This is a genomic window from Variovorax sp. GW458-11-26-14-LB1, from assembly GCF_059423965.1.
The window spans coordinates 26,148-41,795 of the sequence record NZ_JBWKYW010000037.1; the positions used below are offsets into that span (position 1 = coordinate 26,148).

18 protein-coding genes are annotated in these 15,648 nt (G+C 68.2%); 10 read left to right on the top strand and 8 right to left on the bottom strand.

What is annotated here, in order from left to right; all coding sequences use genetic code 11:
- Positions 1-10 precede the first annotated feature (10 nt).
- Complete coding sequence (locus tag AC07YS_RS22020; protein ID WP_495268018.1) at positions 11-496, bottom strand: molybdenum cofactor biosynthesis protein MoaE; 486 nt, start codon at positions 494-496, stop codon at positions 11-13.
- A 36-nt stretch (positions 497-532) separates the two neighbouring features.
- Here AC07YS_RS22020 and AC07YS_RS22025 point away from each other — a divergent pair, with 36 nt between their 5' ends.
- Positions 533-1,558, top strand: coding sequence for a hypothetical protein (locus AC07YS_RS22025; RefSeq protein ID WP_495268017.1), 1,026 nt, complete (start codon positions 533-535; stop codon positions 1,556-1,558).
- A gap of 235 nt (positions 1,559-1,793) precedes the next feature.
- Positions 1,794-2,693, top strand: a complete 900-nt coding sequence (gene dapA / locus AC07YS_RS22030) for a 4-hydroxy-tetrahydrodipicolinate synthase (protein ID WP_495268016.1) — start codon at positions 1,794-1,796, stop codon at positions 2,691-2,693.
- Here dapA and AC07YS_RS22035 read toward each other — a convergent pair.
- From AC07YS_RS22035 to AC07YS_RS22065, 7 genes are read right to left on the bottom strand one after another with little or no spacing between them, the layout of a single operon-like run.
- Positions 2,680-2,931 carry a MoaD/ThiS family protein gene (locus AC07YS_RS22035; protein WP_070059592.1) on the bottom strand — a complete coding sequence of 84 codons (252 nt, stop codon included), beginning with the start codon at positions 2,929-2,931 and terminating at the stop codon, positions 2,680-2,682. The two genes, dapA and AC07YS_RS22035, sit on opposite strands and share 14 nt — an antisense overlap.
- 8 nt (positions 2,932-2,939) lie before the next feature.
- A complete protein-coding gene (locus tag AC07YS_RS22040) occupies positions 2,940-4,229 on the bottom strand; it encodes a molybdopterin molybdotransferase MoeA (protein WP_495268015.1) in 1,290 nt (429 codons plus the stop codon).
- Entirely contained in the window at positions 4,222-4,767 is a 546-nt protein-coding gene (gene mobB / locus AC07YS_RS22045; RefSeq protein WP_095744706.1) for a molybdopterin-guanine dinucleotide biosynthesis protein B, read from the bottom strand. Before mobB ends, AC07YS_RS22040 begins: the two co-directional genes overlap by 8 nt.
- Before the next feature lie 16 nt (positions 4,768-4,783).
- Positions 4,784-6,199, bottom strand: a complete 1,416-nt coding sequence (gene thrC, locus AC07YS_RS22050; RefSeq protein WP_495268014.1) for a threonine synthase — start codon at positions 6,197-6,199, stop codon at positions 4,784-4,786.
- Entirely contained in the window at positions 6,196-7,518 is a 1,323-nt protein-coding gene (locus AC07YS_RS22055) for a homoserine dehydrogenase (protein WP_495268013.1), read from the bottom strand. Before AC07YS_RS22055 ends, thrC begins: the two co-directional genes overlap by 4 nt.
- A 14-nt stretch (positions 7,519-7,532) precedes the next feature.
- Complete coding sequence (locus AC07YS_RS22060) at positions 7,533-8,570, bottom strand: DUF1176 domain-containing protein (protein ID WP_495268012.1); 1,038 nt, start codon at positions 8,568-8,570, stop codon at positions 7,533-7,535.
- Entirely contained in the window at positions 8,567-9,799 is a 1,233-nt protein-coding gene (locus tag AC07YS_RS22065; RefSeq protein WP_095950778.1) for a pyridoxal phosphate-dependent aminotransferase, read from the bottom strand. The genes AC07YS_RS22060 and AC07YS_RS22065 overlap by 4 nt, the downstream gene beginning before the upstream one ends.
- Positions 9,800-9,899: 100 nt before the next feature.
- Between AC07YS_RS22065 and AC07YS_RS22070 the strand changes: the two genes are divergently transcribed.
- From AC07YS_RS22070 to AC07YS_RS22105, 8 genes are all read left to right on the top strand, one after another.
- Positions 9,900-10,283 (top strand): Mth938-like domain-containing protein, encoded by a 384-nt coding sequence (locus AC07YS_RS22070; RefSeq protein WP_062472996.1) that lies wholly within the window; start codon positions 9,900-9,902, stop codon positions 10,281-10,283.
- Between the two features lie 144 nt (positions 10,284-10,427).
- Positions 10,428-10,904 carry a peroxiredoxin gene (locus AC07YS_RS22075; protein ID WP_062472998.1) on the top strand — a complete coding sequence of 159 codons (477 nt, stop codon included), beginning with the start codon at positions 10,428-10,430 and terminating at the stop codon, positions 10,902-10,904.
- A gap of 217 nt (positions 10,905-11,121) precedes the next feature.
- Positions 11,122-12,933 (top strand): PhoH family protein, encoded by a 1,812-nt coding sequence (locus tag AC07YS_RS22080; RefSeq protein ID WP_495268011.1) that lies wholly within the window; start codon positions 11,122-11,124, stop codon positions 12,931-12,933.
- A gap of 155 nt (positions 12,934-13,088) precedes the next feature.
- Complete coding sequence (locus AC07YS_RS22085; RefSeq protein WP_095950780.1) at positions 13,089-13,463, top strand: VOC family protein; 375 nt, start codon at positions 13,089-13,091, stop codon at positions 13,461-13,463.
- A 7-nt stretch (positions 13,464-13,470) separates the two neighbouring features.
- Entirely contained in the window at positions 13,471-13,920 is a 450-nt protein-coding gene (locus tag AC07YS_RS22090; protein ID WP_070059600.1) for an EVE domain-containing protein, read from the top strand.
- A gap of 43 nt (positions 13,921-13,963) precedes the next feature.
- The gene (locus AC07YS_RS22095; protein ID WP_307694206.1) at positions 13,964-14,413 is read left to right on the top strand and encodes a GyrI-like domain-containing protein; all 450 of its coding nucleotides are present in this window, start codon (positions 13,964-13,966) and stop codon (positions 14,411-14,413) included.
- Positions 14,410-14,889, top strand: coding sequence for an MGMT family protein (locus tag AC07YS_RS22100; protein ID WP_139706141.1), 480 nt, complete (start codon positions 14,410-14,412; stop codon positions 14,887-14,889). The genes AC07YS_RS22095 and AC07YS_RS22100 overlap by 4 nt, the downstream gene beginning before the upstream one ends.
- On the top strand, positions 14,889-15,638 hold the full coding sequence (locus tag AC07YS_RS22105) for a helix-turn-helix transcriptional regulator (protein ID WP_070059603.1): 750 nt from the start codon (positions 14,889-14,891) through the stop codon (positions 15,636-15,638). Before AC07YS_RS22100 ends, AC07YS_RS22105 begins: the two co-directional genes overlap by 1 nt.
- The last annotated feature ends 10 nt before the right edge of the window (positions 15,639-15,648 follow it).

Sequence of the window (15,648 nt, forward strand, 5' to 3'; positions counted from 1 at the left end):
AACGCGCCGCTCAGGTGGCGCTGTTCGAGGCCGCGATGCCCCAGCGCGCCAGCGCCTCGTCGTCGGTCACGCGGGCATCGACCCAGCGGGCGCCCTCGGGCGTCTGCTCCTTCTTCCAGAACGGGGCCTGCGTCTTCAGGTAGTCCATCAGGAACTCGCAGGCCTGGAAGCTCTGGCCGCGGTGGGCGGACACCACCGCCACCATCATGATCTGGTCCAGCGGCTGCAGCAGCCCCACGCGGTGGATCACGCGCGCGCCGAGGATGTCGAAGCGCTTGTGAGCCTCGTCGATCATGGCCTCGATGGCCTTCTCGGTCATGCCGGGGTAGTGCTCCAGCTCCATCGAGGCGATGGTGCTGCCGTCGTTGCGGTCTCTGACCGTGCCGATGAAGTTGCAGACAGCGCCGACGCGCGCGTCGGCCGCGCGCAGGGCGGCGATCTCGGCACCGGCGTCGAAGTCGGCCGTCTGGATGGAAACGCGAGGGAGCGAAGACATGCCCAAATTGTGGCACTGCCGCCCTACACTGCGCCGATGCCGGCCCCCACGTCGCAGCCCCTGACACCCGACGATGTCGAGATGCTGCGTCGCGTCGACCTTGCCGCGCGCACCCCGGCCGCCGGCTTGGCGGTGCTGGCCGTGCTGCTGGCGGGTTGCGCCCTCGTCTTCGTGGTGATCGGGCGGCTGCCCGGCGCCCCGGCGGGCCTGGCCCTGGCGATGAACGCGGCGGCGCTGGTCACCTTGCTGCTGGGCGTGTGGCTGTTCACCCATCGGACGCGGATCGACCGGCGCCTGGCCCAGGCCACCCGCGAGGCCCTGGCGAAGAACAGCAAGTTCACCGTGGCCGGCACCGTGGACCACGTGGCCGCCCTGCCCGGCGGCGCGCTGCGCTACACGGTCGACGGCCAGTTCCACATCGACGTCGTGCCGGTGCTGGGCCTGGACGCACCTCGCAGCCACGCCACGGGCCGGCCGCTGACGGCGGTGCGGCACCTGGCACAGGCGCCCGTCGAGATCGAATGCGTGGCGCGCGACAACGCCGTGCATCTGCTGCTGCGCACGCGTTATCCGATGGCGCGCCAGGCCACGCGCACCGAGCGGCCGGCCACCTCGCGCGACCGTCGGCGCGCCGGGCGCTCGGACCGCCGCTTCATGGGCGTCGTGCTGGCGGGCGGCGCGGTCCTGGCGATCGGGACGGCGTGGGCCGACGGTTTTCGCCCGGGCTTCGGCCTGTTCATGGCGGGGTACGCGGCCGCCATCTGCGCGCTGGTGTTCGCGGTCGGCGTGCTGCCGCAGCTGCTGCGCGCACGCCGGTTCACGCACCTGCACACAGTGAGCGGGCCGGTCACCGAAATCCTCACGGCCCAGGTGCCGCAGGGCAAGCACACGGCCGAGGTGCGCTGGTTCCGGGTCGATGGCCAGCTGTTCGGCGCGCTCGACCTCAAGACCGACGCGCAGCTGGGCAACCAGGTCACCGTCGAGTTCCTGGGCAATGCCCGCGCCGCCGAGGGCGGCCGTGTCGTGAGCCTGCAACGCAGCGCCACCGCACCGCCGGCCTAGGCGCGACAATGCAGCCCATGCCTTCGCGCCGCACGCCCAACCTCTCGCCTTCGTTCGAAGGCCAGGCACGCGCGCGCCAGGGCAACAAAGCCAAAAAACCAAAGCTCGTCTGACCGGAGCCGAGGTTCCGTCGTCGGATGAGCGACGGAACCTGCCAAGGCTTTGGCCCCTCTTGGGTTGCGCGCGCATCGGACGGTGGTTCTTTCCATCGGTCGATTCCTGAAAGGAAACCTGCGTGCCACATCAACAACCAACCGCCGACACCGCGACCGATTTCTCGGGCCTGTGGGTCGCCCTCGTCACCCCGTTCCGCGACGGCGCGGTCGACCACTCCGCCCTGGCGGCGCTCGTGCGCCGGCTCGCCGACGACGGCGTGACCGGCTTCGTGCCCTGCGGTTCCACCGGCGAAGCCGCCGCGCTCGACGAGGCCGAACAGCTCGCCGTGCTCGACACCGTGCTGACCGCCGCGGGTGGCCTGCCGGTCGTGATGGGCGTGTCGGGCTACCACCTGGGCAAGGCCACGGCGTGGGCGGGCAAGCTCTCGGAACGCCCGCTGGCGGGCCTGCTGGTGGCCGCGCCGCACTACATCCGCCCGTCACAGGCCGGCGTGCTCGAGTGGTTCCACGCCATCGCCGATGCCAGCACGGTGCCCGTGCTGGTCTACGACATTCCCTACCGCACGGGCGTGACCATCGCGCGCGAGACGATGCTGGCGCTGGCCGGGCACCCGCGCATCCGCGGCATCAAGGACTGCGGCGGCGACATGGCCAAGACACGCGCGGTGATCGCCGACGGCCGGCTGCAGGTGCTCACGGGCGAAGACCACCAGATCTTCGCCACCATGGCCGAAGGCGGCGTGGGCGCCATCGCGGCCAGCGGCCATGTGCAGACGAAGCGCCTCGTGCGGCTGGTGCGCCTGCTGGCCGAGAACCGGCTGGCCGAGGCGCGCGCCGAATGGCAGCCCCTGCAGCCGCTGCTGGAGATGCTGTTCGCCGAACCCAACCCGGGCCCGCTGAAGGCGCTGCTGGCGCATGCGGGCGAACTGCGTGACGAGCTGCGCTCGCCGATGACGCGCGCGTCGGACGGCCTGCGCGAGCGCCTCGTGGCGCTGGACGCGCGGCTCAGCCGCCCGTGACGGGCGGGAAGAACGCGACTTCGCAGTCGTCGCGCAGGGCGGCGGCTTCGTCGCTCATGGCCTGGTCGAGCGCCATGCGCACGGCCTTGCCGCGCGCGAGCGCGCTGGCGTAGGCGCCGCCGCGGGCGATGAGCTCGTCGCGCAGGGCGGCCAGCGTGCCGGCGGCCGTGTCGACGGTTTCGCCGCTGCTGGACAGTGCCTCGCGCACGGAAGCGAAGTAACGGATGCGGACCTTCATGGGGTGGTTCAGCCGAGCAGCGATGCGAGAGAAATGAAGTTCACGGTGTCGCCGGCCTGGATGGTCCGGCCCGCCGGGTTGTCGACCAGCCCGTCGCCCCAGACCATCGAGGTGAGCACGCCCGAACTCTGGTTGGCGAACAGGTCGAGCCCGCCCGCCGCGTTGCGCCGCACGCGCAGGAACTCGCGGCGCTTGTCGGCACGCGGCCAGTCGAAATCGGCACGCAGCGGCACGGCCACGGGTGCCACGCGCGTGGCCCCCTGCAGCGCGAGCAGGAAGGGCCGCACCAGCATCAGGAAGGTCAGGAAGCTCGACACCGGATTGCCGGGCAGCCCCGTGACATGGCAGGCGCCCTGCCCGTTCCTGCGCGCGATCGAGCCGTAGGCGAAGGGCTTGCCGGGCTTCATCGACAGCGACCACAGCTGCAGCTCGCCGAGCGACTGCAGCGCGGCACGGATGTGGTCTTCTTCGCCGACCGAGACGCCGCCGGTGGTGATGATCAGGTCACTGCTTTCGGCCGCATCGCGCAGCGCGGCGATGGTGGCCTCGCGGTTGTCGGGCACGATGCCCAGGTCGTTCACCTCGCAGCCCAGGCGGTGCAGCAGCGCGCGCATGAAGAAGCGGTTCGAGTTGTAGATCGCGCCGGGCTTCATCGCGTCGGGCGCGACCTCGCCGGGCATCACCAGCTCGTCGCCGGTGGAGAGCATGGCCACGCGCGGCTTGCGCGCGACCTGCAGTCGGTCGAAGCCGACGCTGGCAGCCAGGCCGAGCGCGGCGGGCGTGAGGCGTTCGCCGCGTTGAAGCACCACGTCGCCCGAGGCCACGTCTTCGCCCGCGCGGCGCACCCACTGGCCGGCCACGGGCGCGATGGCGATGCGCACGGCACCCAGGCCGCCCTCTTGCGGCGTGGCGGCTGTGTCTTCCTGCATGACGACCGCGTCGGCGCCTTCGGGAATCTGCGCGCCCGTGAAGATGCGCGCCGCCGTGCCGGCCGCGAGCGGCGTGCCGACGGTGCCGGCGGGAATGCGCTGCGTCACGGCCAGCTCGGTGCCGGGCGTGGCGCAATCGGCCGCGCGCACGGCGTAGCCGTCCATCGCGCTGTTGTCGCGCGGCGGCACGGTGAGGCCCGAGACGAGGTCCTGCGCCAGCACGCGCCCGTCGGCGTCGAAGGTGCCGACGCTTTCGGCCGGCAGCAGCGGCCGGGCCTTGGCGAGCAGCACCGCGATCGCTTCATCGAGCGGCATCAGCGGCGGGCGCAAGGACGAGGCGGCGAAGGGAACGGGAGAGGAATCAGCCATGGTGTCCGGGGTTGTAGTCGAAGCGCTCGCCGCTGTCGATCAACCACGTGGCAATGGCCTCGGCGTCGTTGAGGTCGAGCACCGGGCGCGCGGTGGCCTCGGGCAGGCCGTCCGGCGCATCGGTGGCGATGGCGGTGACAAAGGGGTCGTCGATGTAGAGCGCGGGGCGCGGCGCCTCGCCGTCGCCGCTCGGTCGCCAGACCTCGATCTTGAGCACGTCGCTGTGCCGGAAGCCCTCGACCAGTGCCCAATCGACCGCCGGATGCAACTCGGCGAGCAGCTGGTGCACCGTGAGCTCGACCGGCACCTCGAACTCGCGCATCAGCGCCAGCCGCTGGTCGGATGCGACGACCACCTCGAAGGCCCCGGCCTGCCGGTGGCGCCAGGTGTCCTTGCCGACGTGGTCGATGTCGAAGCGGTGGTGCGCATGCTTGACCACCGACACGCGCAGCCCGCGCTGCTTGAGCACGGGAATCAGGCGCTCCACCAGCGTGGTCTTGCCTGCGCCGGAATACCCGGCGAAGCCGACGACCTTCATGCCGCAGTAGCCCCGGTCAGTCGCAGTGCTGGGCGATGTAGGCCTTGACGGCCTCGGCATCGGCCGGCAGCTGGACCACCCGCTTGGGCAAGGCTTCGATGCCTTCGAACTTCTTCGGGCGCGCGGGCTCCTCGCCCAGCGCCTCGACCACCGTGGCCGCGAACTTGATCGGCAGCGCGGTCTCGAGCACCACCATCGGCACGCCGGGCGTGAGCTGCTCGCGCGCGGCCTTGAGGCCGTCGGCGGTGTGCGGGTCGATCAGCGTGGCGAAGCGCTTCTCGGTGTCGCGGATCATCGCGAGCCGGTCGGCGTGCGTGCTGCGGCCGCTGCGAAAGCCGAAGCGCTCGGCGGCCTGCTTGAACGCCGGATCGGCGCTCAGGTCGAAGCTCCCCGTCAGGCCCAGGTCGTCCACGAACAGCTGGCGCAGACGGGCGGGATCGCGGCCGACCAGGTCGAACACGAAGCGCTCGAAGTTGCTGGCCTTGCTGATGTCCATCGACGGGCTGGAGGTTTCATGCGTGTCGACCGCTGCGCGCACGCGGTACACGCCGGTGCGGAAGAACTCGTCGAGCACGTCGTTCTCGTTGGTGGCGACCACCAGCGTCTGGATCGGCAGGCCCATCATGCGCGCCACATGACCCGCGCAGACGTTGCCGAAGTTGCCCGAGGGCACGGTGAAGCTCACCGGCTTGTCGTTGCTCGCCGTGGCCTGGAAGTAGCCCGCGAAGTAGTAGACGACCTGCGCCAGCAGGCGCGCCCAGTTGATCGAGTTGACCGTGCCGATGCGGTACTTGCGCTTGAAGGCCAGGTCGTTCGACACGGCCTTGACGATGTCCTGGCAGTCGTCGAACACGCCGGTGATGGCGATGTTGTGGATGTTGGCGTCCTGCAGGCTGAACATCTGCGCCTGCTGGAACGGGCTCATGCGCCCGTCGGGCGAGGTCATGAAGACGCGCACGCCCTTCTTGCCGCGCATGGCGTACTCGGCCGCGCTGCCGGTGTCGCCACTGGTGGCGCCCAGGATGTTGAGCTCGGCGCCGCGGCGGGCCAGTTCGTACTCGAACAGGTTGCCCAAGAGCTGCATCGCCATGTCCTTGAAGGCCAGCGTGGGACCGTTGGACAGGGCTTCGAGGTACACGCCATCTTCGAGCTCGCGCAGCGGCACGATCTCGTCGGAACCGAACACTTCGGCCGTGTAGGTCTTCGCGCAGATCGCCTTCAGGTCGGCCGCAGGAATGTCGTCGATGTACAGCGAGAGGATTTCGAAGGCCAGCTCGGCGTACGGCAGCGTGCGCCACTTTGCGAGCGTGGCGGTGTCGACCTGCGGGTACGTTTCCGGCAGGTACAGGCCGCCATCGGGCGCCAGGCCTTCGAGGAGGATTTCGCAGAAGCGCTTGCGGTCGGCGTGGCCGCGGGTGCTCAAGTAGTTCACTTCAACTCTTCCTTGCGGATGCGCACGATGGGCTCGAGCACGGTCGGCAGCGCCTGCAGCTCGGCCATGACGTCATTGACGGTGCCTTCGCGCGCGTCGTGCGTGAGGATGATGAGGTCGGTCTGCGTCGAACCCTCGCCGCCCACTTCGTCGGCTTCGCGCTGCAGCACGGCGTCGATACTGATGCCGGCGGTGGCCAGCAGGCCCGTCACCTTGGCGAGCACGCCGGCCTGGTCGGCCACGCGCAGGCGCAGGTAGTAGCTGGTGACGACCTCGGCCATCGGCAGCACCTTCAGGTCGCTCATCGCGTCGGGATGGAACGCCAGGTGCGGCACGCGGTGCGCGGCGTCGGCGGTGTGCAGTCGGGTGATGTCGACGAGGTCGGCAATCACGGCGCTGGCGGTCGGCTCACTGCCGGCGCCCTTGCCGTAGTACAGCGTGGTGCCCACGGCGTCGCCGTGCACGACCACGGCGTTCATCGCACCTTCGACGTTGGCCAGCAGGCGCTTGGACGGCACGAGCGACGGATGCACGCGCAGCTCGATGCCCTGGGCGGTGCGCTTGGTCACGCCCAGCAGCTTGATGCGATAGCCGAGCTGCTCGGCGTACTTGATGTCCTGCGCGGCGAGCTTGGTGATGCCCTCGATGTGGGCCTTGTCGAACTGCACGGGAATGCCGAAGGCGATGGCGCTCATCAGCGTGACCTTGTGCGCGGCGTCGACGCCTTCGATGTCGAAGGTGGGGTCGGCTTCGGCGTAGCCCAGGCGCTGGGCTTCCTTCAGCACGGTGGCGAAGTCCAGGCCCTTGTCGCGCATCTCGGACAGGATGAAGTTGGTCGTGCCGTTGATGATGCCGGCCAGCCACTGGATGCTGTTGGCCGTGAGGCCTTCGCGCAGCGCCTTGATGATCGGGATGCCGCCGGCCACCGCGGCCTCGAAGGCCACCATCACGCCCTTGGCATGCGCGGCCGCGAAGATTTCGGTGCCGTGCACGGCGAGCAGCGCCTTGTTGGCCGTGACCACGTGCTTGCCGGCCGCGATGGCTTCGAGCACCAGCTGCTTGGCGATGCCGTAGCCGCCGATGAGCTCAATGACGATGTCGATGTCGGGGTTGGCGATGACTTCGCGCGCATCGGCGACCACCTTCACGCCTTCGCCGGCCACTTCGCGGGCGCGGGCGGTGTCGAGGTCGGCCACCATGGTGATCTCGATGCCGCGGCCGGCGCGGCGCTTGATTTCTTCCTGATTGCGCTGGAGCACCTTGAAGGTGCCGCTGCCGACCGTGCCTGCGCCGAGCAGGCCTACTTGGATGGATTTCATGGGAGGGGTCGCGTTCATGGTTTGGATGAGGTGAGAGACGGTGCTGCGGCGTCCACGAGGCGGCTGACGTAGCGCGGCAGGCTCCAGGCGCCGCCCGCAAAGCCGCGGCACATGCCGTCGCCGTTCGCACCGGTGCGCACGAAGGTCGTGCCGTTGAAGTGCCAGGTTTCGCTCGACCAGCAATCGCCGATGCCGCGGCCCTTCATGGAAGAGGTGACGCTGGCGTCCTTGTCGTCGAACTCGCCGCTCGCCTCGAGCGACACGGGCGCATAGGGCGGCTTGTCGTTGGCGGTCCAGAGCAGCGTGGTGTAGTTGTACGCGCCCACGCCACAGCCCAGCGCCAGGAGCACCTTGCGGTCGCTCAGGCGGTGAACCTCCACCGACTTGGCGTTGACCTGGTCCTGGTTGTTGCACCGCTCGCGCGCGTCTTTCAGGTCGAGCGATGGAAAGATGCGCGCGGCCAGCGTGTCGTCGCCAGCTCGCGCCTTCGGCGGCTTGACCACATGGACGACGGGCATGGGCACCGGCGGCAGCACGGAAGATTCGGGCTTGGCGCCCTTGCGCACCAGCGCACCCGGGGTGCCGACGCGGCCCTGCGCTTCGTCCATTTTCAGCAGCACGGCGTTGAGGCCGGCGAGCGACAGCGTCCACTTCTTGCCGCCGTTGGCAGTGACGGTAGCGTCGTCGCTCTTGAGCAGCTCGGGCAGCACGGCGCGGATCTGGCCCTGGTCGAAGCTGGCGGTTCCCGCGTCGAGGCCGGACAGGGCGGCCTTGCCGACCTTGAAGCGCAGCGGCCCCTTGGCACTGCCGTCATCGCCGATCTGCAGCTGGATATCGAGGGCCGTGTTCGGCCCAGCCGCGCGGGTGATCAGCATCGACACCTGCTGGTGCTCCCCGCCGTCCGCCTGGTAGCCGGCGGCGCGGCAGGTCAGCGTGTTGTCGCAGACCAGTTCCCAGTCGTTGTGCGAGAACGAGACCGGCTCTTTCTTCCCGGCCGCGCCGACAGACAGTGCGCCCAGCAACAGCGCGGCAGCGACGCAGGCGGATTTCATGGTCCCGTCTTGCGACGCAACCGGTACTGCTCCAGGAACTTGGCGATGCGGTTGATGGCCTCGCGCAAGTCGTCTTCGTGGGGCAGGAACACGATGCGGAAGTGGTCCGGCGTGGCCCAGTTGAAGCCGGTGCCCTGCACCAGCATCACACGGGTTTCCTTCAGCAGCTCGAGGAAGAACTGGCGGTCGTCCGCGATCGGATAGACCTCGGGGTCGAGCTTGGGGAACATGTAGAGCGCAGCGCTGGGCTTGACGCAGCTCACGCCGGGAATGGCGGTGATCAGCTCGTAGGCCAGGTCGCGCTGGCGGCGCAGGCGCCCGCCCTCGCACACGAGGTCATTGATGCTCTGGTAGCCGCCGAGCGCCGTCTGGATGGCCCACTGGCCCGGCACGTTGGCGCACAGGCGCATGTTCGAGAGCATGTTCAGGCCCTCGATGTAGTCGCGTGCGCTGCGCTTGTCGCCCGACACCACGAGCCAGCCGGCGCGGTAGCCGCACGAGCGGTAGCTCTTGGACAGCGAATTGAAGGTCAGCGTGAGCACGTCGGTCGACAGGCTCGCGATGGCCGTGTGCTTGACGCCGTCGTACAGCACCTTGTCGTAGACCTCGTCGGCGAAGATCACGAGGCCGTGCTCGCGGGCGATCTCGACGAGGCTCTTGAGCAGCTCGTCGGAATACAGCGCGCCGGTCGGGTTGTTCGGGTTGATGACCACGATGCCCTTGGTGCGCGGCGTGATCTTGGCGCGGATGTCGGCCAGGTTCGGCATCCAGCCGTTGTCCTCGTCGCACAGGTAGTGCACCGGCGTACCGCCCGACAGGCTCGTGGAGGCGGTCCACAGCGGGTAGTCGGGGGCCGGCAGCAGCAGCTCGTCGCCGTCGTTGAGCAGCGCGTTGGTGGACATGGCGATCAGCTCGCTGGCGCCGTTGCCCAGGTAGATGTCGTCGAGCGTGACGCCCGCGATGCCCTGCTTCTGGGTCTCGTGCATCACGGCCTTGCGCGCCGCGAAAACGCCCTTGCTGTCCGAGTAGCCCGCCGAGGTCGGCAGGTTGCGGATCATGTCCTGCTGGATCTCCTCAGGCGCATCGAAGCCGAACACGGCCAGGTTGCCGATGTTGAGCTTGATGATCTTCTGGCCTTCTTCCTCCATCTGCTTGGCGGCGTCCATGATGGGGCCGCGGATGTCATAGAGGACGTTGGCCAGCTTGGCCGATTTCTTGAGCTGCTTCAAAGGGGCCCTCCCGGGCGGGTTTACTCGAAGGTCAAAGGCCCCTGCGGGCCTCGTGTCACTAGGGAAAACCTATAATTTGACCACAGTTCCCAGTGCCCCGATGAAGCTCCAGCCCGACAAATCCGACGTCCAGACCCTCACCGCACACGGCCCCGGCTGGGTCGCGATCAACAACGAAAAGGTGGAGGGCAGCGTGGTCGTGGGTTCGCGTGGCGAACGCTTTGCCTGGGATTGCACGCGTTTCGACCAGCTGGGCCCCGAACAATTCGCGCAATTGGCGTCATTGGGCGCCGAATTGGTCATTTTCGGCAGCGGCAACCGCATCCGATTTCCCCAACCGGCCTGGCTGCAGCCCCTGATGGCGCAACGCACCGGCGTGGAGACGATGGACACCCCGGCGGCCTGCCGCACCTACAACATCCTGGCCGGCGAAGGCCGGCACGTCATCGCCGCCCTGCTCGTCGAGAGCCCGGCGGGTGGCTGAGAGAGGGGTTTTCGAGGTAAAATACCGGGTTGCGAACCGGCCAGCTACCCCAAGTTAGCAACGACCAATCCTCCGTTCATCGAGCAAGCCCGAAAAAGGCTGAGAGGGCTCGGAGAACGGAATCTAACGGAGAAAACAAGTTTCATGGCGATCGTTGTCAACAAACCCATTCCTGAATTCGACGCCAACGCCACGGGCGGCATCAAGGTTTCGAACACCTCGCACCTCGGCCACGTCATGGTCATGTATTTTTACCCGAAAGATAACACTCCGGGTTGCACGACCGAAGCGATGCAGTTCCGCGACCACTACAAAGACTTCGAAAAAGCCGGTGCCACGGTCTTCGGCGTGTCGCGCGACAACATGAAGTCGCACGACGAATTCAAGGCCAAGCTCGAACTCCCCTTCGAACTGATTGCCGACACCGAAGAAAAAATGTGCCACATGTTCGGCGTGGTCAAGAACAAGATCATGTACGGCAAGAAGGTCAAGGGCATCGAGCGCAGCACTTTCCTGATCGGCGCCGACGGCATCCTGAAGGCCGAATGGCGCGGACTCAAGGTTCCAGGCCATGTCGAAGACGTCCTCAAGGCCGTCAAGGCACTCAAGAAAGCCGCCTGATCGCGCCGCAAGGCACCGGGCGTGCGCTTTTGCATCAAGTCGTGGGAATTGCCCCACGCAGTGTGCAAAGAGCCTCTGGTGCGTCTTTTGCGGTGTGCATAATGGCCTCATGCCGTTGAGCTCCACGACCGCATCCTCCGAACGAAGCCGCCTGGGTCTACAGGCGGCTTTTTCGTTTTCCGGCCCTCCTCTTTCTTCCTTGCGAGCGACCTGACCCATGCCATTGCCTCCCGCCCCCACGAAACGCGCCGCATTGCTCTCGCCGGACGCGATCGACGCACCCGCCCGTCCCTCGCACAGAAACTCGCGCCGTTCCGGCGATTCGCGCGACGACGCCCCCGCCAAGAGCGGACCGCAGCCGCTGGAGCTGTTCGACAACCTCGGCACGGAAGGCGGCGGCGATGCGCCCACTGCACGCCCAGCGCGCCCGGCACGCCGCTCGAAAACCAAGGCTGCACCCGCCCCGGCACCCACGTCGGCACCGGTGAGCGCCCCGCAGCAGCAACAACCCGCGATGGTGCAGGTCGAGACGCGCGCGCCCACGCCTGCCCCGGCAGCCGCCTCGCCCGTCGCGGCGCCCCAGCAGGCCCCGGCACGCCCCAAGCGCAAGTCCACCGGCCCCGCCAAGCTGTTCGTGCTCGACACGAACGTGCTGCTGCACGACCCGATGTGCCTGTTCCGCTTCGAGGAGCACGACATCTTCCTGCCGATGATCGTGCTGGAAGAGCTCGACGGCCACAAGAAGGGCACGACCGAAGTCGCACGCAACGGCCGCCAGACCAGCCGCACGCTCGACGCACTGGCCGCCGCGCAGGACGCCGACATCGACAAGGGCCTGAAGCTGGACACCACCGGCCACCGTGAAGCCGGCGGGCGCCTCTTCTTCCAGACCGCCCCGCTCGACTACTCGCTCCCGATCAGCCTGCCCCAGGGCAAGGCCGACAACCAGATCCTGGGCGTGGTGCACGCACTGCGCGACGAGTACGCCAAGGACCGCCCGGGCAAGCCGAAGCAGGAAGTCGTGCTGGTGTCCAAGGACATCAACATGCGCGTCAAGGCGCGCGCGCTGGGCCTGGCCGCCGACGACTACCAGAACGACAAGACGCTGGAAGACGGCGACCTGCTCTACGCCGGCTCGCTCGCGCTCCCGCCCGACTTCTGGACCCGCCAGAGCAAGACGGTCGAAAGCTGGCAAAGCGGCAGCAACACCTTCTACCGGATCAGCGGTCCGCTGGTGCCCAACCTCTACATCAACCAATTCGTCTTCTTCGAGGCGCCCGGCGAACCGAGCATGTACGCGCGCGTCACCGAAATCCGCGACAAGACCGCGGTGCTCAAGACGCTCAAGGACTACAGCTCGGGCAAGAACGCGGTGTGGGGCGTGAACACGCGCAACCGCGAGCAGAACTTCGCGATGAACCTGCTGATGGACCCCGAGATCGACTTCGTCACACTGACCGGCACCGCCGGCACCGGCAAGACCCTGATGGCACTGGCCTCCGGCCTCACGCAGGTGCTCGACGACCGCCGCTACACCGAGATCATCATGACCCGCGCCACGGTGAGCGTCGGTGAAGACATCGGCTTCCTGCCCGGCACCGAGGAAGAAAAGATGGGCCCCTGGATGGGCGCGCTCGACGACAACCTCGAGTTCCTGGCCAAAGGCGACGGCGGCGGTGCTGGCGAGTGGGGCCGCGCGGCCACCAACGAGCTCATCCGCAGCCGCATCAAGGTCAAGAGCATGAACTTCATGCGCGGCCGGACCTTCCTGAACAAGTACGTGATCATCGACGAGGCGCAGAACCTCACGCCCAAGCAGATGAAGACGCTGATCACCCGCGCCGGCCCCGGCACGAAGATCATCTGCATGGGCAACCTCGCGCAGATCGACACGCCCTACCTCACCGAAGGCTCGTCGGGCCTGACCTTCGCGGTCGACAAGTTCAAGGGCTGGCCGCACGGCGGGCACATCACGCTGGCGCGCGGCGAACGCTCGCGACTGGCCGATTTCGCGAGCGACGTGCTGTAAATCCATCGGCTCCGGCCGACACAAGCCCGCGCATGCTCCCGGAGCATCGCGGGCTTTTTTTCGTCCGTCATGACAGGCTACTGACAAGACGTTGTCAGGAGGCGGCTCGCACCATCCAGGCTCCTCCCAACGCAACGAACGAAAGAGAGCACTTCATGACCACCCATGCCATCACCTGGTTCGAGATTCCGGTCGCCAACCTGGACCGCGCCCAGACCTTCTACGAAACCGTGCTCGCGCGCAAGCTGCGCCGCGAAGACTTCGGCGGCAACCCCCTGGCCGTGTTTCCCTACGACGACCCCGCCACCGGCGGCGCGCTGAAGCCCGGCGCCAACACCAGTGCGCAGGCCGGCAGCGGCATCCGCGTCTACCTCGACTGCATGCCCAGCATCGATGCCGTGCTCTCGCGCGTCGAAGCGGCCGGCGGGCAGATCGTGGCACCCAAGTCCGCGCTGCCACCGGGCATGGGCTTCATCGCCCACCTGCGCGACACCGAAGGCAACGAAGTCGGCCTGCACGCCCCGGCCTGAGACACCCATGGCACAACGCAACTGGATTGCGGTCGCCAGCGCCGAGCACGCCCGGCGCGGCCGGGACCACCGGCCGCTCGGGTTCATGCAGGTGGGCCACGGCAAGCTCGCGCCGCTCAAGCGCGTGGCAGCAGGCGACCGCGTGGCCTACTACGCGCCGGCCACGGTGTTCGGCGGCACGGACAAGCTGCAAAGCTTCGTGGCGCTGGGCATCGTGCAACCGGGCGATCCGTACGAGTTCGACATGGGCAACGGCTTCGTCCCGTGGCGCCGCGACGTGGCCTACGTCGCGGCGCACGAGGCGCCCATCGCCCCGCTGATCGAACGCCTCGCCTTCATCGAAACCCCGAAGCAATGGGGCTACAAGTTCCGCTTCGGCCTGTTCGACATCACCGACATCGACATGAAACTGATCGCGCAGACGATGAAGGCCGAACCGAAGGCGCTCCTGTTTTGAGCGCTTTCGCCCTCCTCATCCGCCACTTCCGGAGAAAAATCGCATGGACCCCATCCGCCAACACCACGACGCCTTCCGCGTCGCCGGCCTCACGGTACGCACCACCAACCGCGAAGAGATCGACCCCGCCACCGCACGCATCGGCGCGCTGTGGAACCGCTTCTTCGGCGAACAGACCTACGAGTCGACGCCGCACCGCACCAGCGACACGCGCATCTTCAGCGTCTACTCCGCCTACGAATCGGACGCGCACGGCGCCTTCGACATGACGGCCGGCGTCGCCGTCTCGGATGGCGCCAACAGCGTCGCCATCGAAGCCGGCGACTACCTCGTGTTCACCGGCCGCGGCGAGATGCCGCAGATGGTGATCGCCACCTGGCAGCGCATCTGGCAGTATTTCGAGGCGCACCCGGAAATCGTGCGCCGCTACCGCAGCGATTTCGAAGCCTACGAGGGGCCGGACGCCGTGGCGATCCACATCGGAGTCTCATGAGCACACGCAAGGGCTGGCGCGACAGGCTGGCCGGCTACCCGAACCTGCCGAACGTGAAGGCCATTCCCCCGGCCATGCGCGCGCGGCACGGCGAGGGCACCATCGCCACACCCTCGCCCGCCGAGGTCGAGGAGGCCATGCGCGGCGTGCCCGAAGGTCGGCTCGCGACCGTGCTCGGCATCGGCGAAGACATCGCGGCGCGCCACCAGGCCACCATCGGCTGCACCGTGACCACGGCCATCTTCGCCCACATGGTGGCCCATGCCACCGAGGAAGCCATGACGACCGGCGCCGGCCGCGCGCCAGGCACACCGTACTGGCGCACGCTCAAGATCGGCGGCGAGCTCAACCCGAAGTACCCGGGCGGCATCGAGGCCCAGATGTCGCGCCTCGAGGCCGAAGGCCACACGGTGGTCCAGCGCGGCAAGCGCTACTTTGTCGAGGACTTCGCCAGGAAACTCGTCGGAACGCGTTGATGCGACGCGCCGACCGCCTCTTCCAGCTCGTGCAGCTCATCCGCGGCCGCCGGCTCACCACGGCCGCCTTCCTGGCGCAGCGCCTGGAGGTGTCGGAGCGCACGGTGTACCGCGACGTGGCCGACCTGCAGCACCAGGGCGTGCCGATCGAGGGCGAGGCCGGCGTCGGCTACCGCCTCGGCGCGGGCTTCGAGCTGCCGCCGCTGATGTTCACGCAGGACGAGGCATCGGCGCTCGTGGCCGCCGCACGCATGACCCAGAGCTGGGTCGATCCGGCGATGGCGCGCAACATCGAAACCGGCCTGGGCAAGATCCTGTCAGTGCTGCCGCCGGCGGCGCGCGTCTCGGCGGAGGCGCTGGCGCTCTATGCACCTGCGCTCGGCCTCGACGACGCCCTGCGCACGCGGCTGCAGACGCTGCGCGAGGCCGTGCAGGCGCACCAGAAGCTGCGGCTGCACTACCGCGACGTCTCGGGCGACGCCAGCGAGCGCACGGTGCGGCCGCTGGGCTGCTTCTACTGGGGCAAGGTCTGGACGCTCTCGACGTGGTGCGAGCTGCGCAACGATTTCCGCGGTTTCCGGGTCGACCGCATGGAGGCGGTGGAGGTGCTCACCACGCGCTTCCAGGACGAGCCGGGCAAGACGCTGGCCGACCTGTTGCGGCAAGTGAAGGCCGAGGCGCAGCGCCACAAGGTGTGGGAGCAGAAGCCGCCGGCCTCGACATCCGAACCCGGCAGCGATGCCGGCTGACGAGCTGCCC

Excerpts from the sequence above, each read along its gene's own strand:
- AC07YS_RS22020 (WP_495268018.1), bottom strand. The coding sequence starts at position 496 with ATGTCTTCGCTCCCTCGCGTTTCCATCCAGACGGCCGACTTCGACGCC.
- AC07YS_RS22025 (WP_495268017.1), top strand. The coding sequence starts at position 533 with ATGCCGGCCCCCACGTCGCAGCCCCTGACACCCGACGATGTCGAGATG.
- AC07YS_RS22035 (WP_070059592.1), bottom strand. The coding sequence starts at position 2,931 with ATGAAGGTCCGCATCCGTTACTTCGCTTCCGTGCGCGAGGCACTGTCC.
- AC07YS_RS22040 (WP_495268015.1), bottom strand. The coding sequence starts at position 4,229 with ATGGCTGATTCCTCTCCCGTTCCCTTCGCCGCCTCGTCCTTGCGCCCG.
- mobB (WP_095744706.1), bottom strand. The coding sequence starts at position 4,767 with ATGAAGGTCGTCGGCTTCGCCGGGTATTCCGGCGCAGGCAAGACCACG.
- AC07YS_RS22055 (WP_495268013.1), bottom strand. The coding sequence starts at position 7,518 with ATGAAATCCATCCAAGTAGGCCTGCTCGGCGCAGGCACGGTCGGCAGC.
- AC07YS_RS22060 (WP_495268012.1), bottom strand. The coding sequence starts at position 8,570 with ATGAAATCCGCCTGCGTCGCTGCCGCGCTGTTGCTGGGCGCACTGTCT.
- AC07YS_RS22070 (WP_062472996.1), top strand. The coding sequence starts at position 9,900 with ATGAAGCTCCAGCCCGACAAATCCGACGTCCAGACCCTCACCGCACAC.
- AC07YS_RS22075 (WP_062472998.1), top strand. The coding sequence starts at position 10,428 with ATGGCGATCGTTGTCAACAAACCCATTCCTGAATTCGACGCCAACGCC.
- AC07YS_RS22080 (WP_495268011.1), top strand. The coding sequence starts at position 11,122 with ATGCCATTGCCTCCCGCCCCCACGAAACGCGCCGCATTGCTCTCGCCG.
- AC07YS_RS22085 (WP_095950780.1), top strand. The coding sequence starts at position 13,089 with ATGACCACCCATGCCATCACCTGGTTCGAGATTCCGGTCGCCAACCTG.
- AC07YS_RS22090 (WP_070059600.1), top strand. The coding sequence starts at position 13,471 with ATGGCACAACGCAACTGGATTGCGGTCGCCAGCGCCGAGCACGCCCGG.
- AC07YS_RS22095 (WP_307694206.1), top strand. The coding sequence starts at position 13,964 with ATGGACCCCATCCGCCAACACCACGACGCCTTCCGCGTCGCCGGCCTC.
- AC07YS_RS22100 (WP_139706141.1), top strand. The coding sequence starts at position 14,410 with ATGAGCACACGCAAGGGCTGGCGCGACAGGCTGGCCGGCTACCCGAAC.
- AC07YS_RS22105 (WP_070059603.1), top strand. The coding sequence starts at position 14,889 with ATGCGACGCGCCGACCGCCTCTTCCAGCTCGTGCAGCTCATCCGCGGC.